Origin of the sequence: Klebsiella sp. KE9456 (assembly GCF_043832615.1) — a bacterium.
GTDB classification, from domain to species: Bacteria; Pseudomonadota; Gammaproteobacteria; order Enterobacterales; family Enterobacteriaceae; genus Klebsiella; species Klebsiella indica.
Window position 1 is genome coordinate 121,539 of sequence record NZ_JBDYQK010000006.1, and the last position, 21,062, is coordinate 142,600.

Sequence of the window (21,062 nt, forward strand, 5' to 3'; positions counted from 1 at the left end):
CGTGAATTTTGCGCATTGACGCTCTCTCTGATTCGCGGTATTCGTTAATCGTGGTTGCGCATTTAGTGACCATTGTTTTCTTTTCCACCAGATCAAAGAATGAGGGAAACGAGGCATGAAGAGACAAAAACGAGATCGCCTGGTACGGGCACATCAACGTGGATATCAAGCCGGTATTGCCGGAAGGTCGAAAGAAATGTGTCCTTATCAGACCTTGAACCAAAGGTCCTGGTGGCTAGGAGGCTGGCGAGAAGCCATGGAGGACAGGGTACAGATTGCCTGACTGTCTCTTTAAAAATGAAGCCTCCGCCAGGCGGGGGCTTCGCCTTTTATAACGCATTGCTGCTTAATCAGAACGCAGAAGTATCCTGGAACAGACCCACTTTCAGATCGGTTGCCGTGTAGATCAGACGATCGTCAACCAGCACTTCACCATCCGCCAGACCCATAATCAGACGGCGGTTTACCACCCGTTTGAAGTGAATACGATAGGTCACTTTTTTCGCGGTCGGCAGTACCTGGCCGGTAAATTTCACTTCTCCCACGCCTAATGCGCGCCCTTTACCTTCGCCGCCTAACCAGCCAAGGTAGAAGCCAACCAGTTGCCACATGGCATCCAGACCCAGACAACCAGGCATTACCGGGTCGCCAATGAAGTGGCAACCGAAGAACCACAGATCCGGGTTAATATCGAGTTCTGCTTCGACATAACCTTTGTTGTAGTTGCCGCCGGTTTCGGTCATTTTGATGACGCGGTCCATCATCAGCATATTTGGCGCTGGCAACTGCGGGCCTTTTGCCCCAAACAGTTCGCCACGACCAGAGGCAAGAAGGTCTTCTTTTGTATAGGATTCGCGTTTATCTACCATGTTTTGAGTAAGCCTTATTTTGAGTTCGGGACGCAGGATAGCTAACACGTGTACGCTGAACAAGTCCGATCAGTTCGAACCTGAACCGCATAACCAGCGTAGCGGCCACGGAAAGCGATGACGATTCTCTTGCTGGGTCGCCTGCGCAATACGTTCCTGAATGGTTTGCCGTAAAGTTTGTCCTTCACCGTCCCAGAGCAACTGGGTCAGGATGGGTAATGCTTCAGTCACATCATCAACTGCCCAGATGAAGAATTGTTCATCTTCTACGGCTTGCTGCAGCTCCTGCGCCAGGCTGAGATGACGCACATTGGCAGAAGGAATAATGACGCCCTGTTTACCTGTCAGCCCACGTTGCTGGCAAATAGCAAAGAAGCCTTCAATTTTTTCATTGAGCCCGCCCACTGGCTGTACGCGACCAAACTGGTCGACTGAGCCGGTAATGGCGATACTCTGGTTAATCGGCACACTGGCCAGGGCGCTGATTAATGCACACAGTTCCGCCATGGAGGCGCTATCGCCGTCCACCTCGCTGTAGGATTGCTCGAAGGTCAATGAGGCGGTGAACGGAATCTGTTGCTCCAGTTCCAGTTCGGACATCAGAAACGCCTGCATGATCATCATACCTTTAGCGTGGATGTTGCCGCCCAGCTCGGCCTTACGCTCAACGTCAATAAATTCGCCGTCACCGATATGCACGACGCAGCTAATACGCGAAGGCTCGCCAAATGCACGTGGATGGCCAGGGAATTCAATAACGGACAGCGCGTTGATTTGTCCTATGCGTTCACCTTCGGTCTCGATCAATATTTGCTCTTGCAGGATCTCGTCCAGGATCCGCTGTGCGAGATAGCCTTCGCGCCACAAACGACGTTCCAGCATGGTTTGCATCTCTTCGGCGGTGATCGTTTTACCTTCACAGAAGGCGGCTGCCTCCCGAAGCTGGCGAGCCACCCAGAGCAGACACAGGGGCAGGCTTTCCTGATCCCCTGTATAGCGGGCGCCTTCCTGAATCAGTAACGGCCAGGCGTCGGCCTCAAGGCCCGGGAGTTCGAGATGTCGGGCGTTTTGCCAGACCCATTGGCACCACTGCTTCAGGATCGCTTCATCGTCGATTTGCAGGTTGTCTTCATACTCGCTGTAGATAGCCTGGGCAGAAAGTTCGGGTTCCATCTCCTGGAAGTCAGCAAGTGATTCCCGCTCGCCAACCAGAATAACTTTCAGATTAAGCGGCATGGAGGGAATGCTCGCCGGAAGGGGGCGGGATTCATTGTTTGACAGCCAGTCAAAGCGTTGACGGGCAATCATATTTTTTAGCCGCATCCATAACAGCGGCTGTGCCAGCAGTGCACGCAGGGAGAGAATCAATACACCGCCATTGGCACGATGAACCAGACCGGGTTGTAGCGTGATTTCACCGTTAAACTGGCGTACGCAGCCAAAGAGCTGCTCCGATTCAATCCAGTCTGCGGATTCGACCGTTCCGCTGCTTGCAAAGTTATCTTCCGCCGTTTGCGGCGGAGTAAGTGTTATTCTGCCGCCGTCAACCTGATAGCGCACACCATAAAGTGCGTCTGACGGATGATGTAAAGTTCGGGTTTCGTCCACTAACCACTGCAGATATTCTGGCTCTTCCGGGGCTTTAACCAACATAAACGATGAAATGGCTGGAGTGACCAGAAGTTGCTCCAGGGCATAGAATAAACGAGGTTGCAGTTCACCGCTGAGGGATGTCTCCGCTTGCGCCAGGTCGGTTTGTGCAAACAGCGCCTGATAACTTTCCGTATCAGGTGCAAGGTCTTTTCGGGTAAGTTTCGTAATGGTCAAAATCGCTGTTTTTAGTCAGATGTAAAACCGGCGATTATACATTATGCAGCGCCTGAGCACACGGGGGATCGCGATTGTCACGGTGATAACGAACCTACCCACTTCACGAAAGATGATTTATTCTCAGCACATCAAGAAAAAGCTGATATCCTGAAACGAGTTACACGGTCACATTGAGATCGCAATGAAATATCAACAACTGGAAAATCTTGAAAGCGGCTGGAAATGGGCATATCTGGTAAAAAAACACCGGGAAGGTGAACTTATTACCCGTTACATTGAAGCCAGCGCTGCACAAGCTGCGGTCGATGTATTACTGACGCTCGAAAATGAACCCGTGCAGGTGAATACCTGGATTGAGCAGCATATGAGTCCTGCGTTAGTCAACCGCATGAAGCAGACCATTCGCGCCCGACGCAAGCGTCATTTTAATGCGGAGCATCAGCATACGCGTAAAAAATCTATAGACCTGGAGTTTATGGTCTGGCAGCGTCTTGCTGGCCTTGCGCAAAGGCGGGGTAAGACTTTGTCGGAAACAATTGTGCAACTGATTGAAGATGCTGAACATAAAGAGAAGTATGCCAGCACAATGTCCAGTCTGAAGCATGATCTGCAACGGCTGTTAGGCAAAGAGTGATGTTATAGAGCGGGCGCCGGGCTCATTGTTCTTTGGCGCTGATACTTGTATTAACGTAAAAAAAACCCCGCATCAGCGGGGTTTTTTGACAGTATAACTTAAGCCTGCGGCTGAGTTACGACTTCTTTATAACCTTTAACTTCGATCTCTACACGACGATCCGGAGCCAGGCAGTCAATCAGCGCTGCACGTGCTTTCACGTTGTCACAGGTGTTGCCAGTAACTGGATTGGCTTCACCCATACCGCGGGCGGAGATTTTGCTAGCCGGGATACCTTTAGAAACCAGGTAATCAACAACGGACTGAGCACGTTTCTCAGACAGTTTCTGGTTGTAGGCATCAGAACCGATACGGTCGGTATAACCCAGAACCACTGCAGCACCGTCTTTCGGATCCATGTTGCTCAGCTGGGTGTACAGCTGATCCAGAGCCTGCTGGCCTTCTGGTTTCAGCGTTGCTTTGTTGAAGTTGAACAGTACGTCAGACTTCAGGGTGAAGTGCTTGGTGGTTACTTCAGGCGCTGGAGCCGGAGCCGGAGCTACGACCGGAGCAACATCATCCTGACCGAAGCGGTAGGAAACGCCAAGGCTCAGCATGCCGTTATCAGGACGGGCACCAACGGTACCAGCGTCGCCGATGTTGTTAACCCACTGGTATTCCAGACGCGTTGCGATATCACGGGTAACGGCCCACTCTAAGCCGCCAGCGAATACCGGGGAAACGCCAGTATCATGTTCGTTACGAGAAACACCGGTAGACGCGTAGTTGCCTTTGGCGTCAGCGCGCCAGACCATACCACCCAGACGGGTGTAGATATCCAGATCGTCAGTGATCGGGTAACCCAGTTTAGCGGTCAGTTGAACGCCCTGAGCTTTGAAAGCACCGTTATCAACGCTGCCTTTGTATTCCATGCGGCCCAGCCAGTCATAACCCATTTCGAAACCGAGGTACGGGTTAACCTGGTAACCACCAAACGCACCAGCACCCAGCTGGCTGTTATGGGTCGGGCCGTTATTGCCCTGGAAACCGTTACCGTAAAAACCGGTGTCGTGATACTGGGACCAGCCCAGCTTAGCACCTGCATACCAGGTGTTATCTTTCGGAGCGGCCTGCGCTACGGTAGCGAAGCCAGCCAGTGCCACTGCAATCGCGATAGCTGTCTTTTTCATTTTTTGCGCCTCATTATCATCCAAAATTCGCCATGAAAGTACAAAAGACCTCACGGTTAAATCCTTCACCCGGGGCATGACTTGTTGTTAACTATGCTGATACATGCCAATACATGCAGCGTCAGCCGATCACCCCTGGCGATGTAAAGTCTACAACTTAGTTAGAAACTTACAAGTGTGAACTCCGTCAGGCATATGAAAAAAAAGGGTTGTGTAGGTAATGTTTAATAAATAAGGTTGAATTTAATCAAACAAAAAGTGTCGCGAGACCGCATCAGACAGGCATTTTAACAAAAACGTAAATCAAAAAAGCAAGCCTCGTGCCAGGATAAAAAAAGTTCCAGGATTAATCCTAAATTAACTTAATGATATAGATTTGAGTGAATTTTTAACCCAGAAAATTGTCTCTCCGGCTGGCTGTTATTACTGACTGGACGCATGATGAACCCCATGGCGTGCCCTTCTTCTGCAGCGGCAACCAGTTGCTCGTGCTCTTCAATGCTAAGTTCGTCTGACAGCCAGCCAATGACCACACTGTAATTCCCGGTACGCAGTGCCCGAATCATGGATTCAAGTGCGTTATGAGGCGATAGTTGGCTGATCTGCATAACCTTTGATAGCGGCAAACCGGAGGACTGTACCCATTCACGGCTTAGCTTTTGCCGGGGCGTTAGCCAGAGTTGCCAGCGCGATTGTTGCCCAAGCTGCTGTAATAAAGGAAGCAAGAGTAGTTGCGTCATCATGGGTTGATCTTCGCGATAGACTATTTCACTGATCAGCCCGTTAGCGGGTTGTTCGACAGCGTCATGAGAACGACGACATACGGTAGTAGAAGTCAGTGGTAAACGATTTGCGTGCGCTGAAGTAAACATAGTCTATCCCGCCTGTGGGTTACTGTATGCATATACAGTATATGCGGATGGTGAAAAGATCAACCTTATTTTTGTTCTGCTGTGCAAAATTTGCGCTTCATGTCGTGACGACTGAGTGCCCGTTACAATGTGATGTCCACAGTTGTTGAATGTGAATTCATCGTTGCTAATATTGTACGTTGAGTGATGTTATTCTCGATTCTGCTGCTGAATATCCTGCTCATTTTTGTTATTTATATTAATAAAAGAGCGACGTTTGCCTGAGAGAGGCATCATCAGCAGGAAATTTCCTGAAAGCATCTCGCAAAAAAGTAATCTGGTTAAGATGAATACAGGATTCCTGTTGCTGCACAGAGAAAAGTCACTTATTTTCTTGATTAATGGATTCGTTAATCAAATTTTACTGCTATACGCAGAATCATTCGGGATGCATCGTGACCGCGAGCAACACACTCTTCGGAAGCACAGATAAGGATGTGATCGGGTAACGTGCAAACAACAAAGAAACGATTTGAAGGGATATATATATTTACATGATTAATAAGGGAATAATCATGAAGAAAACTTCGTCTCAAAGGATACATCAGTTCAGGGAGTGCTTATCCCCTCTTGGGATAATAAGTTGTCGGCCTTTATTTGGCGGCTATAGTTTGTCGATAGATAATACGGTTTTTGCCATGATGACGGAGGGCGAAATCTATCTTCGGGTCTGTGAGCAGAGCGTTGAGTACCGTGTTGAACATAAGAGCCCGCTTTTGGTCATCCGGAAGAATGGTCGGCTAACTGCGCTAAAATATTATCATATAAACGAAGCGCTTTGGGATGATAAAGAAATGCTGTACCAACTGTCGGCTTTTTCATTGCAGACAGCGCGGAATGAAAAGCAACAATTGCGCAATTCAGGAAGATTAAAAAACTTGCCAAATATTAGTTTCCATATGGAACTACAGTTGATTAATGTCGGTATAACGGATGAGCAAACGCTACGTGAGATTGGCGCGAAAGAAGCCTGGCTGAAACTGCTAAAAACGAATAAAGCGCTGACGGTTAAAGTGCTTTATTCGTTAGAAGGCGCGGTTGCGGGCGTGCATGTCGCCGCACTCCCTGTACAGCGTCGACAGGAGCTTAAGGAGTGGGCGACCAAACATCAGCGCAAGCGGGATATTTACTCAGTTTGTACTTTGACCTGATGCCGTAGCCGACAGATTTCAGGCAGTAATGCCAGAAGTAAACCGATCTGCTGAAGTACTAAAGATTCTTTGCTGTCGGCGCGAGGTTCGATATGTTGGATCCGAGTCTGCAGGTTTGCCAAAGCTTGCTGGACTCGGTACTCATCGGCGGGAGTGTGATGCAAAGCATCATCAACATAACAAACGGCATCATCCAGTAGCGCCAGCATATCTGGCGTTGTCAGTTTTTCTCGATGGGCGCCGAGAGCCGAAATATAACTGGTAAATGTATGATTCAGGCACAATAAACGAAAGGCGATTTCTCGCATTGCGGCGTCCGCTCTCGGTTCGGTGGATAAATTTGATATTACCGATGCCAGCTCACCATCCCGGTTGTGCGCAGCTCGTCGCGCGATACGATAGGCAAGGCGATTATCCCGTCCCTGGTGATATTGCTCAAGAATAGCATCCAGATACCGGCAGTTGGCGTTAATTGCCTGCTCAAGCACGCGTGGCAAATTGCGGAATTTCCAGTCGGGCCAAATGAAGCTGACGGCCGCCCAGGCGATGGCGCAGCCGATAAGCGTGTCCACTATACGCGGTAGGGCAACTTCAAAGCCTTCCCCCAGTAGGTTAAAGCACAGCAGGACCAGCAGCGTGATGAACATTGTCGCGTGGGCGTATTGTACATTACGGAAAGCAAAGAACAGCACGCCGGTCAAAACAATCAACAGCAACTGGCCTTCAATGGACGGGACAAGCAGAAGTACTGGCAGGCCTATCGCCACGCCAATCAGGGTACCGATTATCCTGAGCGCCAGCCGGTGGCGAGTGGCGTTATAGTTTGGCTGGCAAACAAACAAACTGGTCAATAATATCCAGTAGCCATGGTTCAGGCCGGTAAGCTGGATAAAAGCGTAACCCGTGCACAGCACGAATGACATCCGAACCGCATGACGAAACAGGGCAGACTCCGGGGACATATTACTGCGTAACCGCAGCCAGATATCACTAAACCCATTAGGTTGATCGTCTGCCAGCAGATTTTCTGTACTGGCGCCGGGCTGAACGATCGTTTGGGAGGACTCAATGGTTGCCAGTTGTGCATCAATAGCCCGCAGATTATTGAGCAAAAAGCCCAGAGCCTTGACTTGTTCTTCTGGTGCTCCGCTAGCCCGGACGCGATCGAGAGCGGCATCAAGATGCATAAATGCGCGTTCAAAGTGAGCATCATGCTGATAAGGTTCACGTAAGAGAATAGCGCGTGATAGCTTCTGGCACGCCTGCGCTTGCATGGATAACATCCGCTGGAAACGGAACATGACATCGCTATAGCGGAAGTGATCGCGCAGGGTCTGGTATTGAATATGCGATGAGCTGGCACGCTCATGAATATCCTGCGCCACGAAGTAGTACTGTAAGGTACGGCGAGTTCCTCGTTGACCGCGATCGCCGCGCAGGCGCGTCAGTAGCGAGGTTTTCGTCATATTTAGCGTGGTGACTAACTGCCCGTTGGCTATCGCCAGATCATATAGCGGAGCCTGGCTTTCATCTTCAATATCGGGATCGAACAGGCGTGACTTGAGTTCCAGATAGTGGGCCAGTTGCTCATAACTACGGGCGAGGTTGTCCTGCAAGGGACGGATGGGGAAGATAAGATGTCCGGCGAGTGTGAGTAAATTATACCAGACTGCGCCCGCCAGCAAAAACAACGGCTGAAGGTACCACTGACTGTAGAGGGTCACTCCCAACATGGTATAGATGGCGATTAACAAAGCGCCAAAGGCGATCGTTGCGTAGCGCTGCCCCAGTCCGCCAAGCAAAATAAAGCCGATCGTTGAAGCCGTTAACCCTGGTGCAAATAGCCAGGGCCAGGGAAAGAGAAGCTCCACGGACGCTGAAGCAATAAAGAAGCACACGAGGGTAATAGCCAGATTCCGCAGGCGTCCTGTCAGTCGGTCATCAAGGTCGGTCAGCGCAGCAGCAACCACGCCGAGGGTTAAAGGGATGGTCAGTTTTACTTCGCCAAGCCACCATGGGAATGCGGTCGTACCGCAGAGTGCAATAAAGATCCTGATGTTATATAACCAGGCGCTGTTCCAGGTGTAGCGGCGTAGCAGGGGGCTAAGCATTTCGGAGTTCCATTCAATTACTTAAATCGACGACGGGCATTGGCTTCACGTGCGGCACGGGCGGTTTCAACAGAGACCACGCGGCGACCCACAGGCCACAGAGCAATCGCTGCGATTTTAAAATTCGCGATCCCGACAGGGATACCGATGATCGTCAGGCACTGCGTGATGCCACAGAAAATATGCATCAGGCATAGCCACCAGCCAAAGAAAATAAACCATACAATATTCAGCAGCGTCCCTCCCGCGTTTAGCAGGTTATTTTTCCCCTGGGGATCAAGTTCATCAACATGAATGGCTTCATTCCCGTAAGGAATCAGGGAAAGTTTGGTTATTTCCCAGCATGAGCGAGTGAGCGGCAGCGTAAAGATGAGCACGATGCTGACCAGCGTTGCCAGTAGCCAGCCGAGGGTGGTGGCGAAACCGCCAAGGATAAAGTTTAAAATATTCAGAACGGTACGCATAAACCCTCTGTTTCATTCCGTGGATAATAAGACCCGACCATTGTAGCGTTTTTTGCGCTGGAGCACCCGGTCGCTGGCGGTTAAACTTAAAAACATCCAATCTGATTGAAATTCGACATTATATGGAACTTAAAGCGACAACATTGGGCAAACGCATGGCGCAGCATCCTTATGACCGGGTGCAACTGCTTAATGCCGGGGTAAAGATTTCCGGTGATAACCATGAGTATCTTATACCTTTCAATCAGTTATTGTCTGTCAATTGTAAACGCGGGCTGGTATGGGGCGAGCTGGAATTTGTCCTTCCCGACGATAAAGTTGTGCGTTTGCATGGCACCGAATGGAACGAAACCCAACGATTTTATCACCACATGAATACGCTCTGGCAGCAGTGGAGCAAGGAAATGAGCGAAATTGCCGCTGATGTACTTCGCCAGCAACTGGCGGAGGTGGCGCGTTCCAGCGCTGATGGTAAATGGCTGACGCGTGAGCAGGTTTCAGGTATTCAGAGTAAAATACGCCATGCTATCAGTGGATTACCGGTGCCGACACGCCGCCTTGATACTTTTGATAACTGTCGGGAGCTGTGGCGGCAATGCCAGAGTTGGTTGAGCGATACGGAAAAGGCCAGACTCATTCATAACCAGTCATTTACCGAATCAATGCTGGAACAATATCGAGGTTTTTTTGCCGGTGTGGAGTCATCGCCGCTGAATCCTGCTCAGGCGCGTGCAGTAGTGAATGGCGAACCTTCAGTGTTAGTCCTTGCCGGTGCCGGAAGTGGTAAAACCTCGGTTTTAGTTGCGCGCGCGGGCTGGCTATTGATGCGGGGAGAAGCGGCTCCTGAGCAGATCATGCTACTGGCATTTGGTCGCCAGGCGGCGCAGGAGATGGATGAACGTATCCGCGAACGCCTGGGGACAGACGAAATTTCCGCGCGGACGTTTCATGCTCTGGCTCTGCAGATTATTCAGCAAGGGAGTAAAAAGGTTCCGACAATTAGCAAGCTGGAGAGCGACAGCGGCGCGCGACAGAAACTGTTAGTACAGAGCTGGCAGCAGCAATGCCAGGAGAAGAAAGCACAGGCTAAAGGGTGGCGTCTGTGGCTGGAAGAAGAAATGAACTGGCAAATCCCGGAAGGCGCTTTCTGGCAGGATCAAAAGCTACAGCGCAGGATCGCCAGTCGTCTTGATCGTTGGGTTAGCCTGATGCGTATGCATGGCGGCTCGCAGGCGGAGATGATCGCGGGCGCCCCGGAGGAGGTGCGCGACCTTTTTAGCAAGCGCGTGAAGCTGATGGCGCCATTGCTTAAAACGTGGAAAACGGCGTTAAAGGATGAAAATGCCGTCGATTTTTCCGGCCTGATTCATCAGGCGATTAATATTCTTGATAAAGGGCGGTTTGTCAGTCCGTGGAAGCATATTCTGGTTGACGAGTTCCAGGACATCTCTCCCCTGCGGGCCGCCTTACTTGCTGCGTTACGCCGACAAAATAGTCAGACCACGTTATTTGCCGTTGGCGATGACTGGCAGGCTATCTATCGTTTTAGTGGGGCTCAGCTCTCCCTGACTACTGCTTTTAATCACTATTTTGGCGAAGGGGATTGCTGTGCGCTGGATACCACCTACCGATTTAACCGTCGGATAGGCGAGGTAGCGAACGGATTTATCCAGCAAAATCCCCATCAGTTGACGAAACCGCTAAACAGTCTGGTTGCCGGGGATAAAAAAGCGGTAACGCTGCTGGCGGAAAACAAGCTTGATGACCTGCTTGATAAGATGAGTGGTTATGTAAAACAGGAACAGAGGATTTTACTGCTGGCTCGTTACCATCATTTGAAACCGGCGGCGTTGGATAAAGCCGCCACGCGCTGGCCGCACCTGCAGCTCGATTTTATGACGATCCATGCCAGTAAAGGGCAGCAGGCAGATTACGTCATCATTTTGGGGCTTCAGGATGGGGATGATGGGTTTCCGGCACCGGCACGGGAGTCAATTATGGAGCAGGCATTATTACCGCAACCAGAGGATTTTCCCGATGCTGAAGAGCGACGTTTGTTATATGTTGCTCTCACTCGTGCTCGCTTACGCGTGTGGCTATTGTTTAACAAAGAACAACCGTCACCGTTTGTTGACATGTTAGCGGCGCTCGATGTGCCTGTGGCGAGAAAACCATAATGACTGGCGGCTTTGCCGCCAGCGTGGGTTATTTCAGACGCTCGGCGAGGTAGCGCTGATAATCAGGGATCAAAATATCAACAGAATCGTTGAAGCCCGGAGACTGGATAATAAAGTCGGCTGTAGAAGCATTCGTGGCAACCGGAATATTCCATACCGTTGCCAGACGCAATAGAGCTTTAACATCCGGGTCGTGAGGGACCGCATTTAACGGATCCCAGAAGAAAATCAATACATCGATCTTTCCTTCTGATATCAGCGCGCCTACCTGCTGGTCGCCGCCCATTGGGCCGCTCAGCATGGCGCGAACTTCCAGCCCGGTAGCACGTGAAACCAGATTACCAGTCGTTCCCGTTGCTGATAGGGTATGTTGAGCCAGCAGTTGCTGGTGGCGCTCAACCCATTTCATCAGCATCTCTTTGCAGTGATCGTGAGCAACCAGCGCAATATGTTTGCGCGCTGGCAAGGTACGTGTTGTGAGTTCCATTATTTCTTTCCACATTTTAGCCTGTAGACAGATTACTGGAAGTGACTGCTGCTGCAAGTGTCGGGATGAAAAAATTTGACGCATCTGCCGGGCAGGACCCATGCTGGTTTATCCGGATTAGCATACACTTGGGCTAAATAGCTGGAGGATGAAGATGAAAGAGAACGATATTGCAGGCATTCTGACCTCAACGAAAACTATCGCCCTGGTCGGAGCGAGTGACAAACCCGATCGCCCAAGCTATCGGGTGATGAAGTATCTTCTGGAACAAGGATATCACGTTATTCCCGTCTCCCCGAAGGTGGCGGGAACCTCGTTGCTGGGGCAAAAGGGTTACGCCACGCTGGCAGAGGTGGAGGAAAAAGTCGACATGGTGGATGTTTTTCGTCATTCAGAAGCCGCATGGGGCGTCGCGCAGGAGGCGGTGGCTATCGGCGCGAAAACGCTATGGTTACAACTGGGGGTGATCAATGAACAGGCTGCTGTCCTGGCCCGGGATGCGGGACTTAACGTGGTAATGGATCGTTGTCCGGCAATTGAGATCCCGCGTTTGGGGCTGGCTAAATAGACTAAATCCCGTCATATAGGGCGGTTCAGGAACCGTTGATCGCATCTTAAACTGCGGCGCTATAACTTTATGGCGTCGTCTGCTTGTTCAGAGAAAATCAGCCCGGGCCTGGGGGCAACGCTTTTACCCAGAACCGATATGTCTGGAGACTGTCGCGGAGTCGACCAATAAAACTCCGTCGGGCAAGCTAATATGTCGAAGGTCGGTTGTTTCATCCGGCATTATTTCATCATGGATGCAGGGTTGGGAGATTTTTTTATCAGCCAGATATGGCTATTCGCGCGGTGTTAAAATTAATTACGCAGCGCTGGCGCCAGAAGCTGCTGGCGAATCGTTCTTGCCAGTTCATCCATTGAGGGTTGTTCCGGATGTTCATCGCGGGATTCGCTGCTTAGCTGTGCTTCCGCGAGGTATGTGTGAACCGGCCGACCGAGATCATCTTCCATCACCACATGATACCAGGGTGCCATGCGCAGTTTATCATTAGCGGCGATTTCATCTTCTTCCGGCTCCGTGAGCGAGTACTCTGGATCAACATCAACTACCACGCCCAGGTAGCCCAGAAGCGTGTGGCGAACTTGTTGGCCGATACCGAATTTGCTGGCTATCATAAGCGCCTCCCGGGAGATATTATTCCCTGCTATACCTGTCATACTTCAAGCAGTACGTGTATTGGTCAGGATTACCTGGCTCATCCCTGAGCGCTCCCCTTCAGGGCCAACAACGTTTTGTCCTGCGGCTTGAATCAGTTGGGGTATATATGCGGGCCGATTCTCCACTTTTCAAGTTACATGATGCGACAGGCAAATCCTTTCAGATACAGCCCTTCCGGGTAGGTTGCAATCACCGGATGATCGGCGGCCTGGCGGAACTGTTCTATAAATTGTACATCACGTCCGGCATCAATTGCGGCATCGGCAATGATTTTCTGAAATAAATCACTGGTCATCAGGCCGGAGCAGGAAAACGTCAGCAACACGCCGCCAGGGTTCAAAAGCTGGATCGCCAGCATATTGATATCTTTATAGCCGCGACAGGCCCCCATCAGTTGGCTTTTGTTTTCAACGAATTTTGGTGGGTCCATCACAATAACGTCGAATTTCTCGCCGGAATCGCGATATTTACGCAGTAGCTTGAATACATCGTCGCGGACGAACTCTGCTTTTGCCAGATCGAGTTTATTCAGCATAACATTCTGTTTTGCGACGTCCAGGGCTTCCTGAGACGTATCGACACTCACAACCTGGCGGCAGCCGCCCATCAGTGCGGAGATGGCAAAACCGCCGGTATAGGAGAAGCAGTTCAGCACGCGTTTATCCGCAACGTAGCGGCGAGTTGCCAGGCGGCTGTCCCGCTGGTCGAGGTAGTAGCCGGTTTTGTGCCCGCCCTGAATATCTACCAGCAGTTGCATTCCGTGTTCGGTAATCGGCAGCAAAGCTGGCGGCAGTTCGCCGACTATCGGTCCCTGCGTCAGCGCCAGCCCCTCTTTTTTACGCACGGCGACATCGCTGCGATCGTAGATTGAGCCGTTCGGGAACAGCTTTTGTAGTGCGCTGATAATCGGCGCACGCTGGTATTCCGCACCGGCGCTCAGTAACTGCAAAACAAAAAAGTCACCAAAACGGTCGATGGTGACGCCTGGAAGACCATCGGATTCACCGGCGATCAGACGATAGCTGTCAAGGCCGTCACGGGTCGCCAGCCACTGGCGCCAGATTTGCGCCTGCTGCAGGCGTCGCTCAAAAAAGGCGTTATCAATGTCTTCGCTGCGGTCAAAACTCCAGACGCGGGCGCGGATCTGCGAGGAAGGGGAGTACGCGCCGCGGGCCAGCCATTTCCCTTGAGAATCAACGATATCGATAGTTTCTCCGGCATGGGCTTTGCCTTCCATCCGCGCGACGGCGCCGGAGAAAATCCACGGATGGCGACGCAGCAGGGATTTCTCGCGTCCTTTAGTTAACACTAAGCGGGGGAATATGGAATCTGTCATGGAGCTACCTTTAAGTAACGGATGTCGGCACCGAAAAAATGGCGCGTAGGTTAGCACAAGTGGCTGAGGCAAGCACTATTCCATCGGCATTGACAGGTGAGCGTTTCGGCACAAAATGCAGGCGCTTTGGCATAATAAAAATCACGCCGGGATCTTACCGTATTTTCTCACCCAACGGAGGAAATATGATGAAAACAGGATTGAAATTAGCTGTCGCGATGATGGCGATCATAAGCAGTACGGCGACTGCTGCGCCATTTAGCATCAGCAGCACGGATATGCGCGATGGCGAGCCTCTGGCCCTGACGCACTGGTTTAGCGGATTCGGCTGTAGCGGTGGTAATATTTCACCGCAAATTGCATGGAAAAATGCGCCCGCTGATACTCGCAGCTTTGCGGTAACCGTTTATGATCCGGACGCGCCGACCGGCAGCGGCTGGTGGCACTGGACGGTGGTGAATATTGCCAGGCAGGTAACCCGTTTAGCCGCTGGCGCCGGGGACAAAGATAACGCTAAACTGCCTGCCGGGGCGGTACAAGGGCGTAATGACTTTGGCTATGCGGGTTTTGGCGGCCCTTGTCCGCCTGCTGGAGATAAACCTCATCGTTACCGCTTTACAGTGTGGGCGCTTGATACGGCAACATTGCCCATTGATACCGGGTCCGGCGGGGCGTTAGTCGGTTTTATGTTGCATAGCCATGCAATCGCCAGCGCGCAGTTAACCGCCATTGCTGGACGATAAATTAACAAGGCGGTCTGATGCGGAACATTCATTTTCACCATAAGGCTTTAACGGCGACGGAAATTACCTCCCGGCGTTTATATAAGCTGCACCGTGTTACGCTTTTTTCTCCTGCGCTATGTCGGGTAACTCGCGGCAGTAAGGTGATTGTGCAGGGAGTCAGTCAGATGCTGGCTACGCCGCAGCAGCTAATAATTTTGCCGTCAGGGGTTGAACTTGACGTTATTAACCAGCCGGAGAATGGACTATTTTGCTCCGAGCTGTTGTTATTAACCCCGGAATTGTTAGCTGATTTTAAGGCTCGCTATATGAACGAGCCGCAGGGCGGGCGTCTGACCTCGCTCTGCGCACCACTGGCTTCTGAACTGGCGTTTATGTGGCAGAGTGTTTTGCAGGCCGTGCGTGAAGAGGTTTCCGCAGAGTTACAGCATCATCAGGCGATGGGATTGCTATTGGCGCTGTACCAGGCGGGTTACGCATGGCCGCTTCTCAAAGAACGGCATGAAGATTTAACCGGTCAGGTAAGGCAAATTATTATGCTGTCACCCGGCGAGTCGTGGAGTGTTGCGAAAGTGGCTAAGATGCTGTTTGTTGGCGAATCAACCCTTCGCCGCCGTTTACGGCAGGAATCCCGCAGTTTCCGCCAGATAGTGGAAGAGGTGCGTATGGCCTATGCTTTGGGACAACTGCAGTCGACGTCAAGGCCGATCGGCGAAATTGCGCAAAACAGCGGCTATCTCTCCGGATCGCGCTTTAGTGCACGTTTTCGTCAGCATTATGGATTATTGCCAAAACATGTACGCTGAAAGTATTTGCTATCCTCAGCATTATGTCATTAGCCGGAAAGGAGAGTGAGAATGACGACTGTCTGTACTATGGCGTGGGTATACGGTTCTGTTCAGGGCGTCGGGTTTCGTTACTCAACTCAGCGTGAGGCGCTACAGCTCGGGCTAACGGGGTACGCGCGCAATCTTGACGACGGTGGTGTGGAGGTTCTTGCCTGTGGCGAGGCGGAGAAAGTGGCACAGCTGATTGCCTGGTTGAAAGCAGGCGGGCCCCGTAGCGCGCGGGTTGACAAGGTTCTCACTGAACCCCATCAGCCCACCAGAGAGTGGCAAAAATTCGCCATTCTGTATTAGATGCACTTGACCGGTTTAGGCAGGCCGGCGATTTTTGTCGCCTGCTTAGCCGGGCCTTTCGGGAACAGGCGGTAGAGATAACGGCTGTTGCCTTTCTCTTCGCCGAACGTGTTCGCCATGGCCTTCACCAGCATGCGAATGGCCGGCGACGTATTGAATTCCAGATAAAAGTTACGCACAAAGCGCACCACTTCCCAGTGCTCAACGGACAGAGTGATGCCCTCCTGTTCAGCGATAACTGCCGCCATCGCTTCACTCCACTGGGTCGTATCCTTCAGATAACCTTCGTTATCGGTCTCGATTTCATTGCCTTCAAAGATAAACATAATTTTCATATACCGCTGAAACTACTCGCGGCAGTGTAGCAAAAAATAAGGCCCTGCATAAGCAGGGCCTCGGAACAGTCGGGAAGTACGTTAATCTCTGCTGGCGAAGCCAAGAATGCTCAGCAAGCTGACGAAGATGTTGTACAGCGAGACGTACAGGCTAACGGTCGCGCGGATGTAGTTAGTTTCACCGCCGTGGATGATGTTGCTGGTTTCAAACAGGATCGCGCCTGAAGAAATCAGGATAAATACCGCGCTGATTGCCAGGTGCAGAGCCGGGAGCTGCAGGAAAATGTTCGCCACCATCCCGATCAGCACTACCACTACGCCCGCCATCAGCATACCGCCGAGGAAGGACATATCTTTACGGGTGGTCAGCACGTAGGCTGAGCAGCAGAAGAACACCAGCGCGGTGCCACCCAGCGCCAGGCCGATCACATCGCCCATGCCTGCAGACAGGTAGGCATTCAGCATCGGCCCCAGGATATAGCCCAGAAAACCGGTAAAGGCGAACGCAGAAATGATACCCGTTGGTTTATCCGCCGTTTTATAGGTCAGGAACATCAGGCCGTACATACCGACCAGCGTCAGAATCAGACCCGGAGAGGGCAGCATCAGCACCGTGCTGGCTGTGGCAGTAATAGCGGAAAATGCCAGCGTCAGGCTAAGCAGGAAATAGGTGTTACGCAGAACTTTGTGCGTGCTGAGCAGCGATGAACGGTCACGCGACGATGTAATTATACGATCCATGAGTCACTCTCTTATGACAGATGTAATTAATAATGAAGCATAAAAAAAACATGGCTGCCGCCATAGTGCTTTTACCCATCTTTACTCAAAACCTGGCGATTGTATTCAGCATATTATTTCAGATTATATGGCGTAAGTAGCATGCTTATACATTCATCTTCTTAAATTCAGATCTAAATCTGATAACTTACTGAAAAATATTGCTTTATATCCATTGTATGATTAAGTCTGGATAGGGTACAAACGAAACATAATCAAGGCAAGGACATGAAATCACAAAAATATAATCACATCACACGCGTATTGCTGGCAGTCGGCCTGTTCTCAATGGCCACGCCGGCACTAACCGCTCAGGTGCCACCGGGAACGGTACTGGCAGAGAAGCAGGAGTTAGTCAGAAATAACGGTAGCGAGCCATCGTCGCTGGATCCGCAGAAAGTGGAAAGCGATGTTGAATTCAATATTGTCAGCGATCTCTTCGAAGGACTGGTCAGCGTTTCACCGACTGGGGAGATTCAGCCCCGGCTGGCGGAGAAGTGGGAGAATAAAGATAACACCGTCTGGACGTTCCATCTGCGCCCTGGGATAACCTGGTCAGATGGCACGGCGATTACGGCGCAGGATATTGTCTGGAGCTGGCAGCGTCTGGTATCGCCGCTTACGGCGTCTCCTTATGCAAGCTATCCCGGCAATATGCATATTGTTAACGCGGCAGATATCGCGCAGGGTAAAAAAGCGCCTGAGACACTGGGGGTAAAAGCAATTGACGACGCGACCCTTGAAGTGACGTTAAACCAGCCAAATGCGGCGTTTCTCTCGATGCTGGCGCACCCGTCTTTGGTTCCGCTCGATAAAGTGTTGATATCCCGTTACGGCGATAAGTGGACCAAACCGGAGCATATGGTGACCAGCGGGCCTTATAAGCTGTCTCAGTGGGTGGTGAATGAACGCATTGTCGCTGAGCGTAATCCGCGTTACTGGGACAATGCACATACCGTGATCAACAAGGTGACATATCTGCCGATAAGCTCTGAATCCGCTGACGTCAACCGCTATAAAGCCGGGGAGATCGACATAGTTTATACCGTGCCGATTAATCAGTTCGCTCAGTTAAAAAAAACCATGGGCGATCAACTGAATGTTTCACCGCAACTGGCGACCTATTATTACGAATTTAATACCACCAGGCCGCCGTTTAACGATCCGCGCGTACGGCAGGCGCTGAATATGGCCCTCGATAAAGACATTATCGCCGATAAGGTGCTGGGGCAGGGGCAGCGCCCGGCCTGGCTTATCAGTCAGCCTGATATCGGCGGCGTGAAACTGCACAATCCGGATTATGCCAGTTGGCCGCGCGATAAACGTATCGCCGAGGCGAAAAAACTGCTGAACGCGGCGGGATATAACGATACTCATCCGTTGGTGTTTAATCTGCTTTATAACACTTCGGAATCGCACCAGCGGATTGCCATAGCCGCCAGTTCGATGTGGAAAAAGAACCTTGGCGTTGAGGCAAAGCTGCAAAATCAGGAGTGGAAGACCATGCTGGACACGATGCATACGCATAATTTTGATGCCGTGCGCTACGCGTGGATTGCCGATTATGATGATGCTTCTACCTTCCTGAATAACTTCCGTACCGGTGATAGCGAGAACACCAGTCAGTACAGCAACCCTGCCTATGATGACGCGTTGCGTAATGCGGCGAAAGCGCCTGATACGGCGACGCGCGGCAAGTTTTATCAGCAGGCGGAGGATATATTGGGCAAAGATGTGCCAGCCATTCCAGTTTATCACTATGTGCGTACGCACCTGGTGAAGCCGTGGGTCGGGGGATTCACGCCTGACAGGCTGGGGTATTACTACACCAAAGATATGTACATCAAAAAACACTAATGCGGAGAGGACGGTTTGCGTCGAAATTTTGCGCGAACCGCATGAATTTCAGACGAATAGCGCATTTTTGTTTATTTTTAAGGCGGTTGAACAAAATCGTACTTTACAGGCTGAACAGAGGTGTTTATAGTGCGCCCCATACCGGAAGCGTGGCCGAGCGGTTGAAGGCACCGGTCTTGAAAACCGGCGACCCGAAAGGGTTCTAGAGTTCGAATCTCTACGCTTCCGCCAAATAAAACAAGGGGTTACCGAAAGGTAGCCCCTTGTTGCTTTTGTCGTTTAACCCATAAGTTGATATGGTCTACATTTGTTGTAAAGTAAAACCTCTACATATAGAGAGGATTAGCAAGAGAACACGAAAAGGGGTTCATTTGCCGCTCCTTCAGCAAAATGTGGCAATCCGGCTTATCACTGGTGGCTATTTGCAGCGGTTCTTTATATGTGGCGATAGATAATCACCACATCAGAAATGTTACTGGCTCCCTCAGATCGAACAAATAACTATCGTCCGAGTGCTTTATCGAACTCTGCCCAGCAGTTGCTCATATCGATAACGCTATGGGTTTTCCGGGCTTCATCGATTTTAATCGCGGTCAGACCGGCCTCCAGCGCATCAATGACGGAAACCTTCAGCGGAGTGCCCTGCTTCAGATGTTTGACGATCTCTTCCGCCATCAAAGCATCCGCGCCATAGTGGCCATCGTAGGCATTTCCGGCATAGGTTTTATCTTCAAGCCGGGCACGCGTACGCGCGTCGTGAACCCGGAAGTAGTTACGCACAAAATCCCCTTCTGCCTGGCCATTGGTGCCGATCACGCAAAAGCGGCGAAATTCGTCAGGTACGTTGAGATTGGCATGAAACGCCATCGTTCCGCCGTTGGCATATTCCACGATGGCCGTCTGATAATCGACAATATCCGCATCGCTGTCAAAGACGTGGTCGGTACTGGACCAGCCGCTGGGCTTTTCATGATAAACCGGCGATTGCGCCGTGATCTCACCGTCAGGCGTGTGGCCCGGGGTGAATGACTTCTTGCCGCCGAAGCTGGCGACACGGCGTGGACGCTCGCCGACCAGCCCCTGATAGAGATCGATATCATGGCAACATTTTTCCAGAATATAAGGCCCGGCGTAACGCTCCAGGCGCCGCCAGTCGCGCATGAAAAACGCGCCATGATAAGGGGGGATATGTTCAGTCGCTTCAATAGACGTGATTTCTCCCAACTGGCCGCTGGATTTTGCGGCGACCAGATCCTGATAGAGCGGTGAATAGCGCAACACCAGGCCGACAATCACTTTATCTTCGCCGTAGCGCGCGATCAACCGTGCCAGCGCCATGCTCTGGGCTTCATCAATCACCACCGGTTTTTCGGTGAAGATGGTGTAACCCGCCTGCAGGCCGGCCTCAATATGTTGTAGATGCATAAAATTCGGCGAACCGATCATCAGCAAATCAAAGCCGCCGCTTGCCAGCATCTGTTCCAGTGAAGAAAAGGCTTTGCCCGGCTTAATACCAAATGTGCTTAGGTTCGGCAAACCTGCCGGCGCAGGATCGACATACCCCACAATAGTGAAATCCGGATCGGCTTTCTTAAACTCTTTCACGACGTGGGACATACGGAACCCTAACCCAACAATGCCTACTTTCATGTTCAACCCTGCCTGCTTAGAAATATGCCCGATGAAAAAGCGAGTGGGTTAACGATATCCCACGGCGCATTGTTCAATTTAACACCATCAACTTATTACGCCAAAAAAACTAAAGTCAATATTAAAAGTTGGTAAAAAAATTAATAACTTTTAATTTATTGATTTTATTGGTTTTAAGTTTTAAATCTTTTCCATAT

The 21,062-nt window shown here is 51.0% G+C and carries 21 protein-coding genes and 1 tRNA gene; 10 read left to right on the forward strand and 12 right to left on the reverse strand.

Going from position 1 to position 21,062, the window contains the following annotated elements:
* The first annotated feature begins 115 nt into the window (after window positions 1-115).
* Window positions 116-283, forward strand: coding sequence for a ribosome modulation factor (gene rmf / locus ABK821_RS08030; RefSeq protein ID WP_138360498.1), 168 nt, complete (start codon window positions 116-118; stop codon window positions 281-283).
* A 67-nt stretch (window positions 284-350) separates the two neighbouring features.
* On the opposite strand, the gene fabA is transcribed toward rmf, so the two are convergent.
* Complete coding sequence (fabA, locus tag ABK821_RS08035; protein ID WP_138360499.1) at window positions 351-869, reverse strand: bifunctional 3-hydroxydecanoyl-ACP dehydratase/trans-2-decenoyl-ACP isomerase; 519 nt, start codon at window positions 867-869, stop codon at window positions 351-353.
* Between the two features lie 69 nt (window positions 870-938).
* The gene (locus ABK821_RS08040) at window positions 939-2,696 is read right to left on the reverse strand and encodes an AAA family ATPase (RefSeq protein WP_395033913.1); all 1,758 of its coding nucleotides are present in this window, start codon (window positions 2,694-2,696) and stop codon (window positions 939-941) included.
* Between the two features lie 184 nt (window positions 2,697-2,880).
* Here ABK821_RS08040 and matP point away from each other — a divergent pair, with 184 nt between their 5' ends.
* Window positions 2,881-3,333 carry a macrodomain Ter protein MatP gene (matP, locus tag ABK821_RS08045; protein ID WP_138360501.1) on the forward strand — a complete coding sequence of 151 codons (453 nt, stop codon included), beginning with the start codon at window positions 2,881-2,883 and terminating at the stop codon, window positions 3,331-3,333.
* 98 nt (window positions 3,334-3,431) lie between these two features.
* Here matP and ompA read toward each other — a convergent pair whose 3' ends face one another.
* Both ompA and sulA read right to left on the reverse strand, forming a co-directional pair.
* The gene (ompA, locus tag ABK821_RS08050) at window positions 3,432-4,502 is read right to left on the reverse strand and encodes a porin OmpA (RefSeq protein ID WP_138360502.1); all 1,071 of its coding nucleotides are present in this window, start codon (window positions 4,500-4,502) and stop codon (window positions 3,432-3,434) included.
* Window positions 4,503-4,864: 362 nt separating this feature from the next.
* Window positions 4,865-5,374, reverse strand: a complete 510-nt coding sequence (gene sulA / locus ABK821_RS08055) for an SOS-induced cell division inhibitor SulA (RefSeq protein ID WP_138360503.1) — start codon at window positions 5,372-5,374, stop codon at window positions 4,865-4,867.
* Between the two features lie 554 nt (window positions 5,375-5,928).
* Between sulA and ABK821_RS08060 the strand changes: the two genes are divergently transcribed.
* Complete coding sequence (locus ABK821_RS08060; RefSeq protein ID WP_138360504.1) at window positions 5,929-6,564, forward strand: TfoX/Sxy family DNA transformation protein; 636 nt, start codon at window positions 5,929-5,931, stop codon at window positions 6,562-6,564.
* Here ABK821_RS08060 and yccS read toward each other — a convergent pair.
* Together yccS and ABK821_RS08070 are read right to left on the reverse strand one after the other, a co-directional pair.
* A complete protein-coding gene (gene yccS, locus ABK821_RS08065; protein WP_395033914.1) occupies window positions 6,540-8,675 on the reverse strand; it encodes a YccS family putative transporter in 2,136 nt (711 codons plus the stop codon). The two genes, ABK821_RS08060 and yccS, sit on opposite strands and share 25 nt — an antisense overlap.
* A 17-nt stretch (window positions 8,676-8,692) precedes the next feature.
* Window positions 8,693-9,139, reverse strand: coding sequence for a YccF domain-containing protein (locus ABK821_RS08070; protein WP_138360506.1), 447 nt, complete (start codon window positions 9,137-9,139; stop codon window positions 8,693-8,695).
* A gap of 122 nt (window positions 9,140-9,261) precedes the next feature.
* Here ABK821_RS08070 and helD point away from each other — a divergent pair, with 122 nt between their 5' ends.
* Window positions 9,262-11,316, forward strand: coding sequence for a DNA helicase IV (gene helD, locus ABK821_RS08075; RefSeq protein ID WP_138360507.1), 2,055 nt, complete (start codon window positions 9,262-9,264; stop codon window positions 11,314-11,316).
* Between the two features lie 28 nt (window positions 11,317-11,344).
* Here the strand turns inward: helD and mgsA are convergent, their stop codons facing one another.
* Complete coding sequence (gene mgsA / locus ABK821_RS08080) at window positions 11,345-11,803, reverse strand: methylglyoxal synthase (RefSeq protein ID WP_138360508.1); 459 nt, start codon at window positions 11,801-11,803, stop codon at window positions 11,345-11,347.
* 154 nt (window positions 11,804-11,957) lie between these two features.
* Between mgsA and ABK821_RS08085 the strand changes: the two genes are divergently transcribed.
* Window positions 11,958-12,371 (forward strand): CoA-binding protein, encoded by a 414-nt coding sequence (locus ABK821_RS08085; protein ID WP_138360509.1) that lies wholly within the window; start codon window positions 11,958-11,960, stop codon window positions 12,369-12,371.
* A gap of 293 nt (window positions 12,372-12,664) precedes the next feature.
* Here the strand turns inward: ABK821_RS08085 and hspQ are convergent, their stop codons facing one another.
* Window positions 12,665-12,982, reverse strand: coding sequence for a heat shock protein HspQ (hspQ, locus tag ABK821_RS08090; protein WP_138360510.1), 318 nt, complete (start codon window positions 12,980-12,982; stop codon window positions 12,665-12,667).
* 176 nt (window positions 12,983-13,158) lie between these two features.
* Window positions 13,159-14,361, reverse strand: coding sequence for a 23S rRNA (cytosine(1962)-C(5))-methyltransferase RlmI (gene rlmI / locus ABK821_RS08095; protein ID WP_138360511.1), 1,203 nt, complete (start codon window positions 14,359-14,361; stop codon window positions 13,159-13,161).
* A 188-nt stretch (window positions 14,362-14,549) separates the two neighbouring features.
* Here rlmI and ABK821_RS08100 point away from each other — a divergent pair, with 188 nt between their 5' ends.
* Genes ABK821_RS08100 through yccX form a run of 3 tightly spaced genes read left to right on the forward strand, consistent with a single transcriptional unit; the run spans window position 14,550 to window position 16,243 of the window.
* Window positions 14,550-15,104 (forward strand): YbhB/YbcL family Raf kinase inhibitor-like protein, encoded by a 555-nt coding sequence (locus tag ABK821_RS08100; RefSeq protein WP_138360532.1) that lies wholly within the window; start codon window positions 14,550-14,552, stop codon window positions 15,102-15,104.
* A gap of 17 nt (window positions 15,105-15,121) precedes the next feature.
* Window positions 15,122-15,910, forward strand: a complete 789-nt coding sequence (locus ABK821_RS08105; RefSeq protein ID WP_138360512.1) for a helix-turn-helix transcriptional regulator — start codon at window positions 15,122-15,124, stop codon at window positions 15,908-15,910.
* A 51-nt stretch (window positions 15,911-15,961) separates the two neighbouring features.
* Window positions 15,962-16,243, forward strand: coding sequence for an acylphosphatase (yccX, locus tag ABK821_RS08110; RefSeq protein ID WP_138360513.1), 282 nt, complete (start codon window positions 15,962-15,964; stop codon window positions 16,241-16,243).
* Here yccX and tusE read toward each other — a convergent pair.
* A complete protein-coding gene (gene tusE / locus ABK821_RS08115; protein ID WP_343178276.1) occupies window positions 16,240-16,569 on the reverse strand; it encodes a sulfurtransferase TusE in 330 nt (109 codons plus the stop codon). The genes yccX and tusE overlap by 4 nt on opposite strands.
* 90 nt (window positions 16,570-16,659) lie before the next feature.
* The gene (yccA, locus tag ABK821_RS08120) at window positions 16,660-17,319 is read right to left on the reverse strand and encodes an FtsH protease modulator YccA (protein WP_138360515.1); all 660 of its coding nucleotides are present in this window, start codon (window positions 17,317-17,319) and stop codon (window positions 16,660-16,662) included.
* A gap of 267 nt (window positions 17,320-17,586) precedes the next feature.
* Between yccA and ABK821_RS08125 the strand changes: the two genes are divergently transcribed.
* Together ABK821_RS08125 and ABK821_RS08130 are read left to right on the forward strand one after the other, a co-directional pair.
* Window positions 17,587-19,215, forward strand: a complete 1,629-nt coding sequence (locus ABK821_RS08125) for an ABC transporter substrate-binding protein (RefSeq protein WP_138360516.1) — start codon at window positions 17,587-17,589, stop codon at window positions 19,213-19,215.
* 143 nt (window positions 19,216-19,358) lie between these two features.
* Window positions 19,359-19,446 (forward strand) — tRNA-Ser (locus ABK821_RS08130).
* Between the two features lie 270 nt (window positions 19,447-19,716).
* Here the strand turns inward: ABK821_RS08130 and ABK821_RS08135 are convergent.
* Window positions 19,717-20,865, reverse strand: a complete 1,149-nt coding sequence (locus ABK821_RS08135) for a Gfo/Idh/MocA family oxidoreductase (RefSeq protein ID WP_343178267.1) — start codon at window positions 20,863-20,865, stop codon at window positions 19,717-19,719.
* Window positions 20,866-21,062 lie beyond the last annotated feature (197 nt).

Bases quoted from the DNA above. Each gene is read 5' to 3' on its own strand.
- ABK821_RS08060 (WP_138360504.1), top strand. From the start codon at position 5,929: ATGAAGAAAACTTCGTCTCAAAGGATACATCAGTTCAGGGAGTGCTTA.
- yccA (WP_138360515.1), bottom strand. From the start codon at position 17,319: ATGGATCGTATAATTACATCGTCGCGTGACCGTTCATCGCTGCTCAGC.
- helD (WP_138360507.1), top strand. From the start codon at position 9,262: ATGGAACTTAAAGCGACAACATTGGGCAAACGCATGGCGCAGCATCCT.
- ABK821_RS08135 (WP_343178267.1), bottom strand. From the start codon at position 20,865: ATGAAAGTAGGCATTGTTGGGTTAGGGTTCCGTATGTCCCACGTCGTG.
- ABK821_RS08125 (WP_138360516.1), top strand. From the start codon at position 17,587: ATGAAATCACAAAAATATAATCACATCACACGCGTATTGCTGGCAGTC.
- matP (WP_138360501.1), top strand. From the start codon at position 2,881: ATGAAATATCAACAACTGGAAAATCTTGAAAGCGGCTGGAAATGGGCA.
- ABK821_RS08100 (WP_138360532.1), top strand. From the start codon at position 14,550: ATGAAAACAGGATTGAAATTAGCTGTCGCGATGATGGCGATCATAAGC.
- ABK821_RS08070 (WP_138360506.1), bottom strand. From the start codon at position 9,139: ATGCGTACCGTTCTGAATATTTTAAACTTTATCCTTGGCGGTTTCGCC.
- fabA (WP_138360499.1), bottom strand. From the start codon at position 869: ATGGTAGATAAACGCGAATCCTATACAAAAGAAGACCTTCTTGCCTCT.
- mgsA (WP_138360508.1), bottom strand. From the start codon at position 11,803: ATGGAACTCACAACACGTACCTTGCCAGCGCGCAAACATATTGCGCTG.
- yccX (WP_138360513.1), top strand. From the start codon at position 15,962: ATGACGACTGTCTGTACTATGGCGTGGGTATACGGTTCTGTTCAGGGC.
- sulA (WP_138360503.1), bottom strand. From the start codon at position 5,374: ATGTTTACTTCAGCGCACGCAAATCGTTTACCACTGACTTCTACTACC.
- ompA (WP_138360502.1), bottom strand. From the start codon at position 4,502: ATGAAAAAGACAGCTATCGCGATTGCAGTGGCACTGGCTGGCTTCGCT.
- rmf (WP_138360498.1), top strand. From the start codon at position 116: ATGAAGAGACAAAAACGAGATCGCCTGGTACGGGCACATCAACGTGGA.
- ABK821_RS08105 (WP_138360512.1), top strand. From the start codon at position 15,122: ATGCGGAACATTCATTTTCACCATAAGGCTTTAACGGCGACGGAAATT.
- hspQ (WP_138360510.1), bottom strand. From the start codon at position 12,982: ATGATAGCCAGCAAATTCGGTATCGGCCAACAAGTTCGCCACACGCTT.
- yccS (WP_395033914.1), bottom strand. From the start codon at position 8,675: ATGCTTAGCCCCCTGCTACGCCGCTACACCTGGAACAGCGCCTGGTTA.
- rlmI (WP_138360511.1), bottom strand. From the start codon at position 14,361: ATGACAGATTCCATATTCCCCCGCTTAGTGTTAACTAAAGGACGCGAG.
- ABK821_RS08085 (WP_138360509.1), top strand. From the start codon at position 11,958: ATGAAAGAGAACGATATTGCAGGCATTCTGACCTCAACGAAAACTATC.
- tusE (WP_343178276.1), bottom strand. From the start codon at position 16,569: ATGTTTATCTTTGAAGGCAATGAAATCGAGACCGATAACGAAGGTTAT.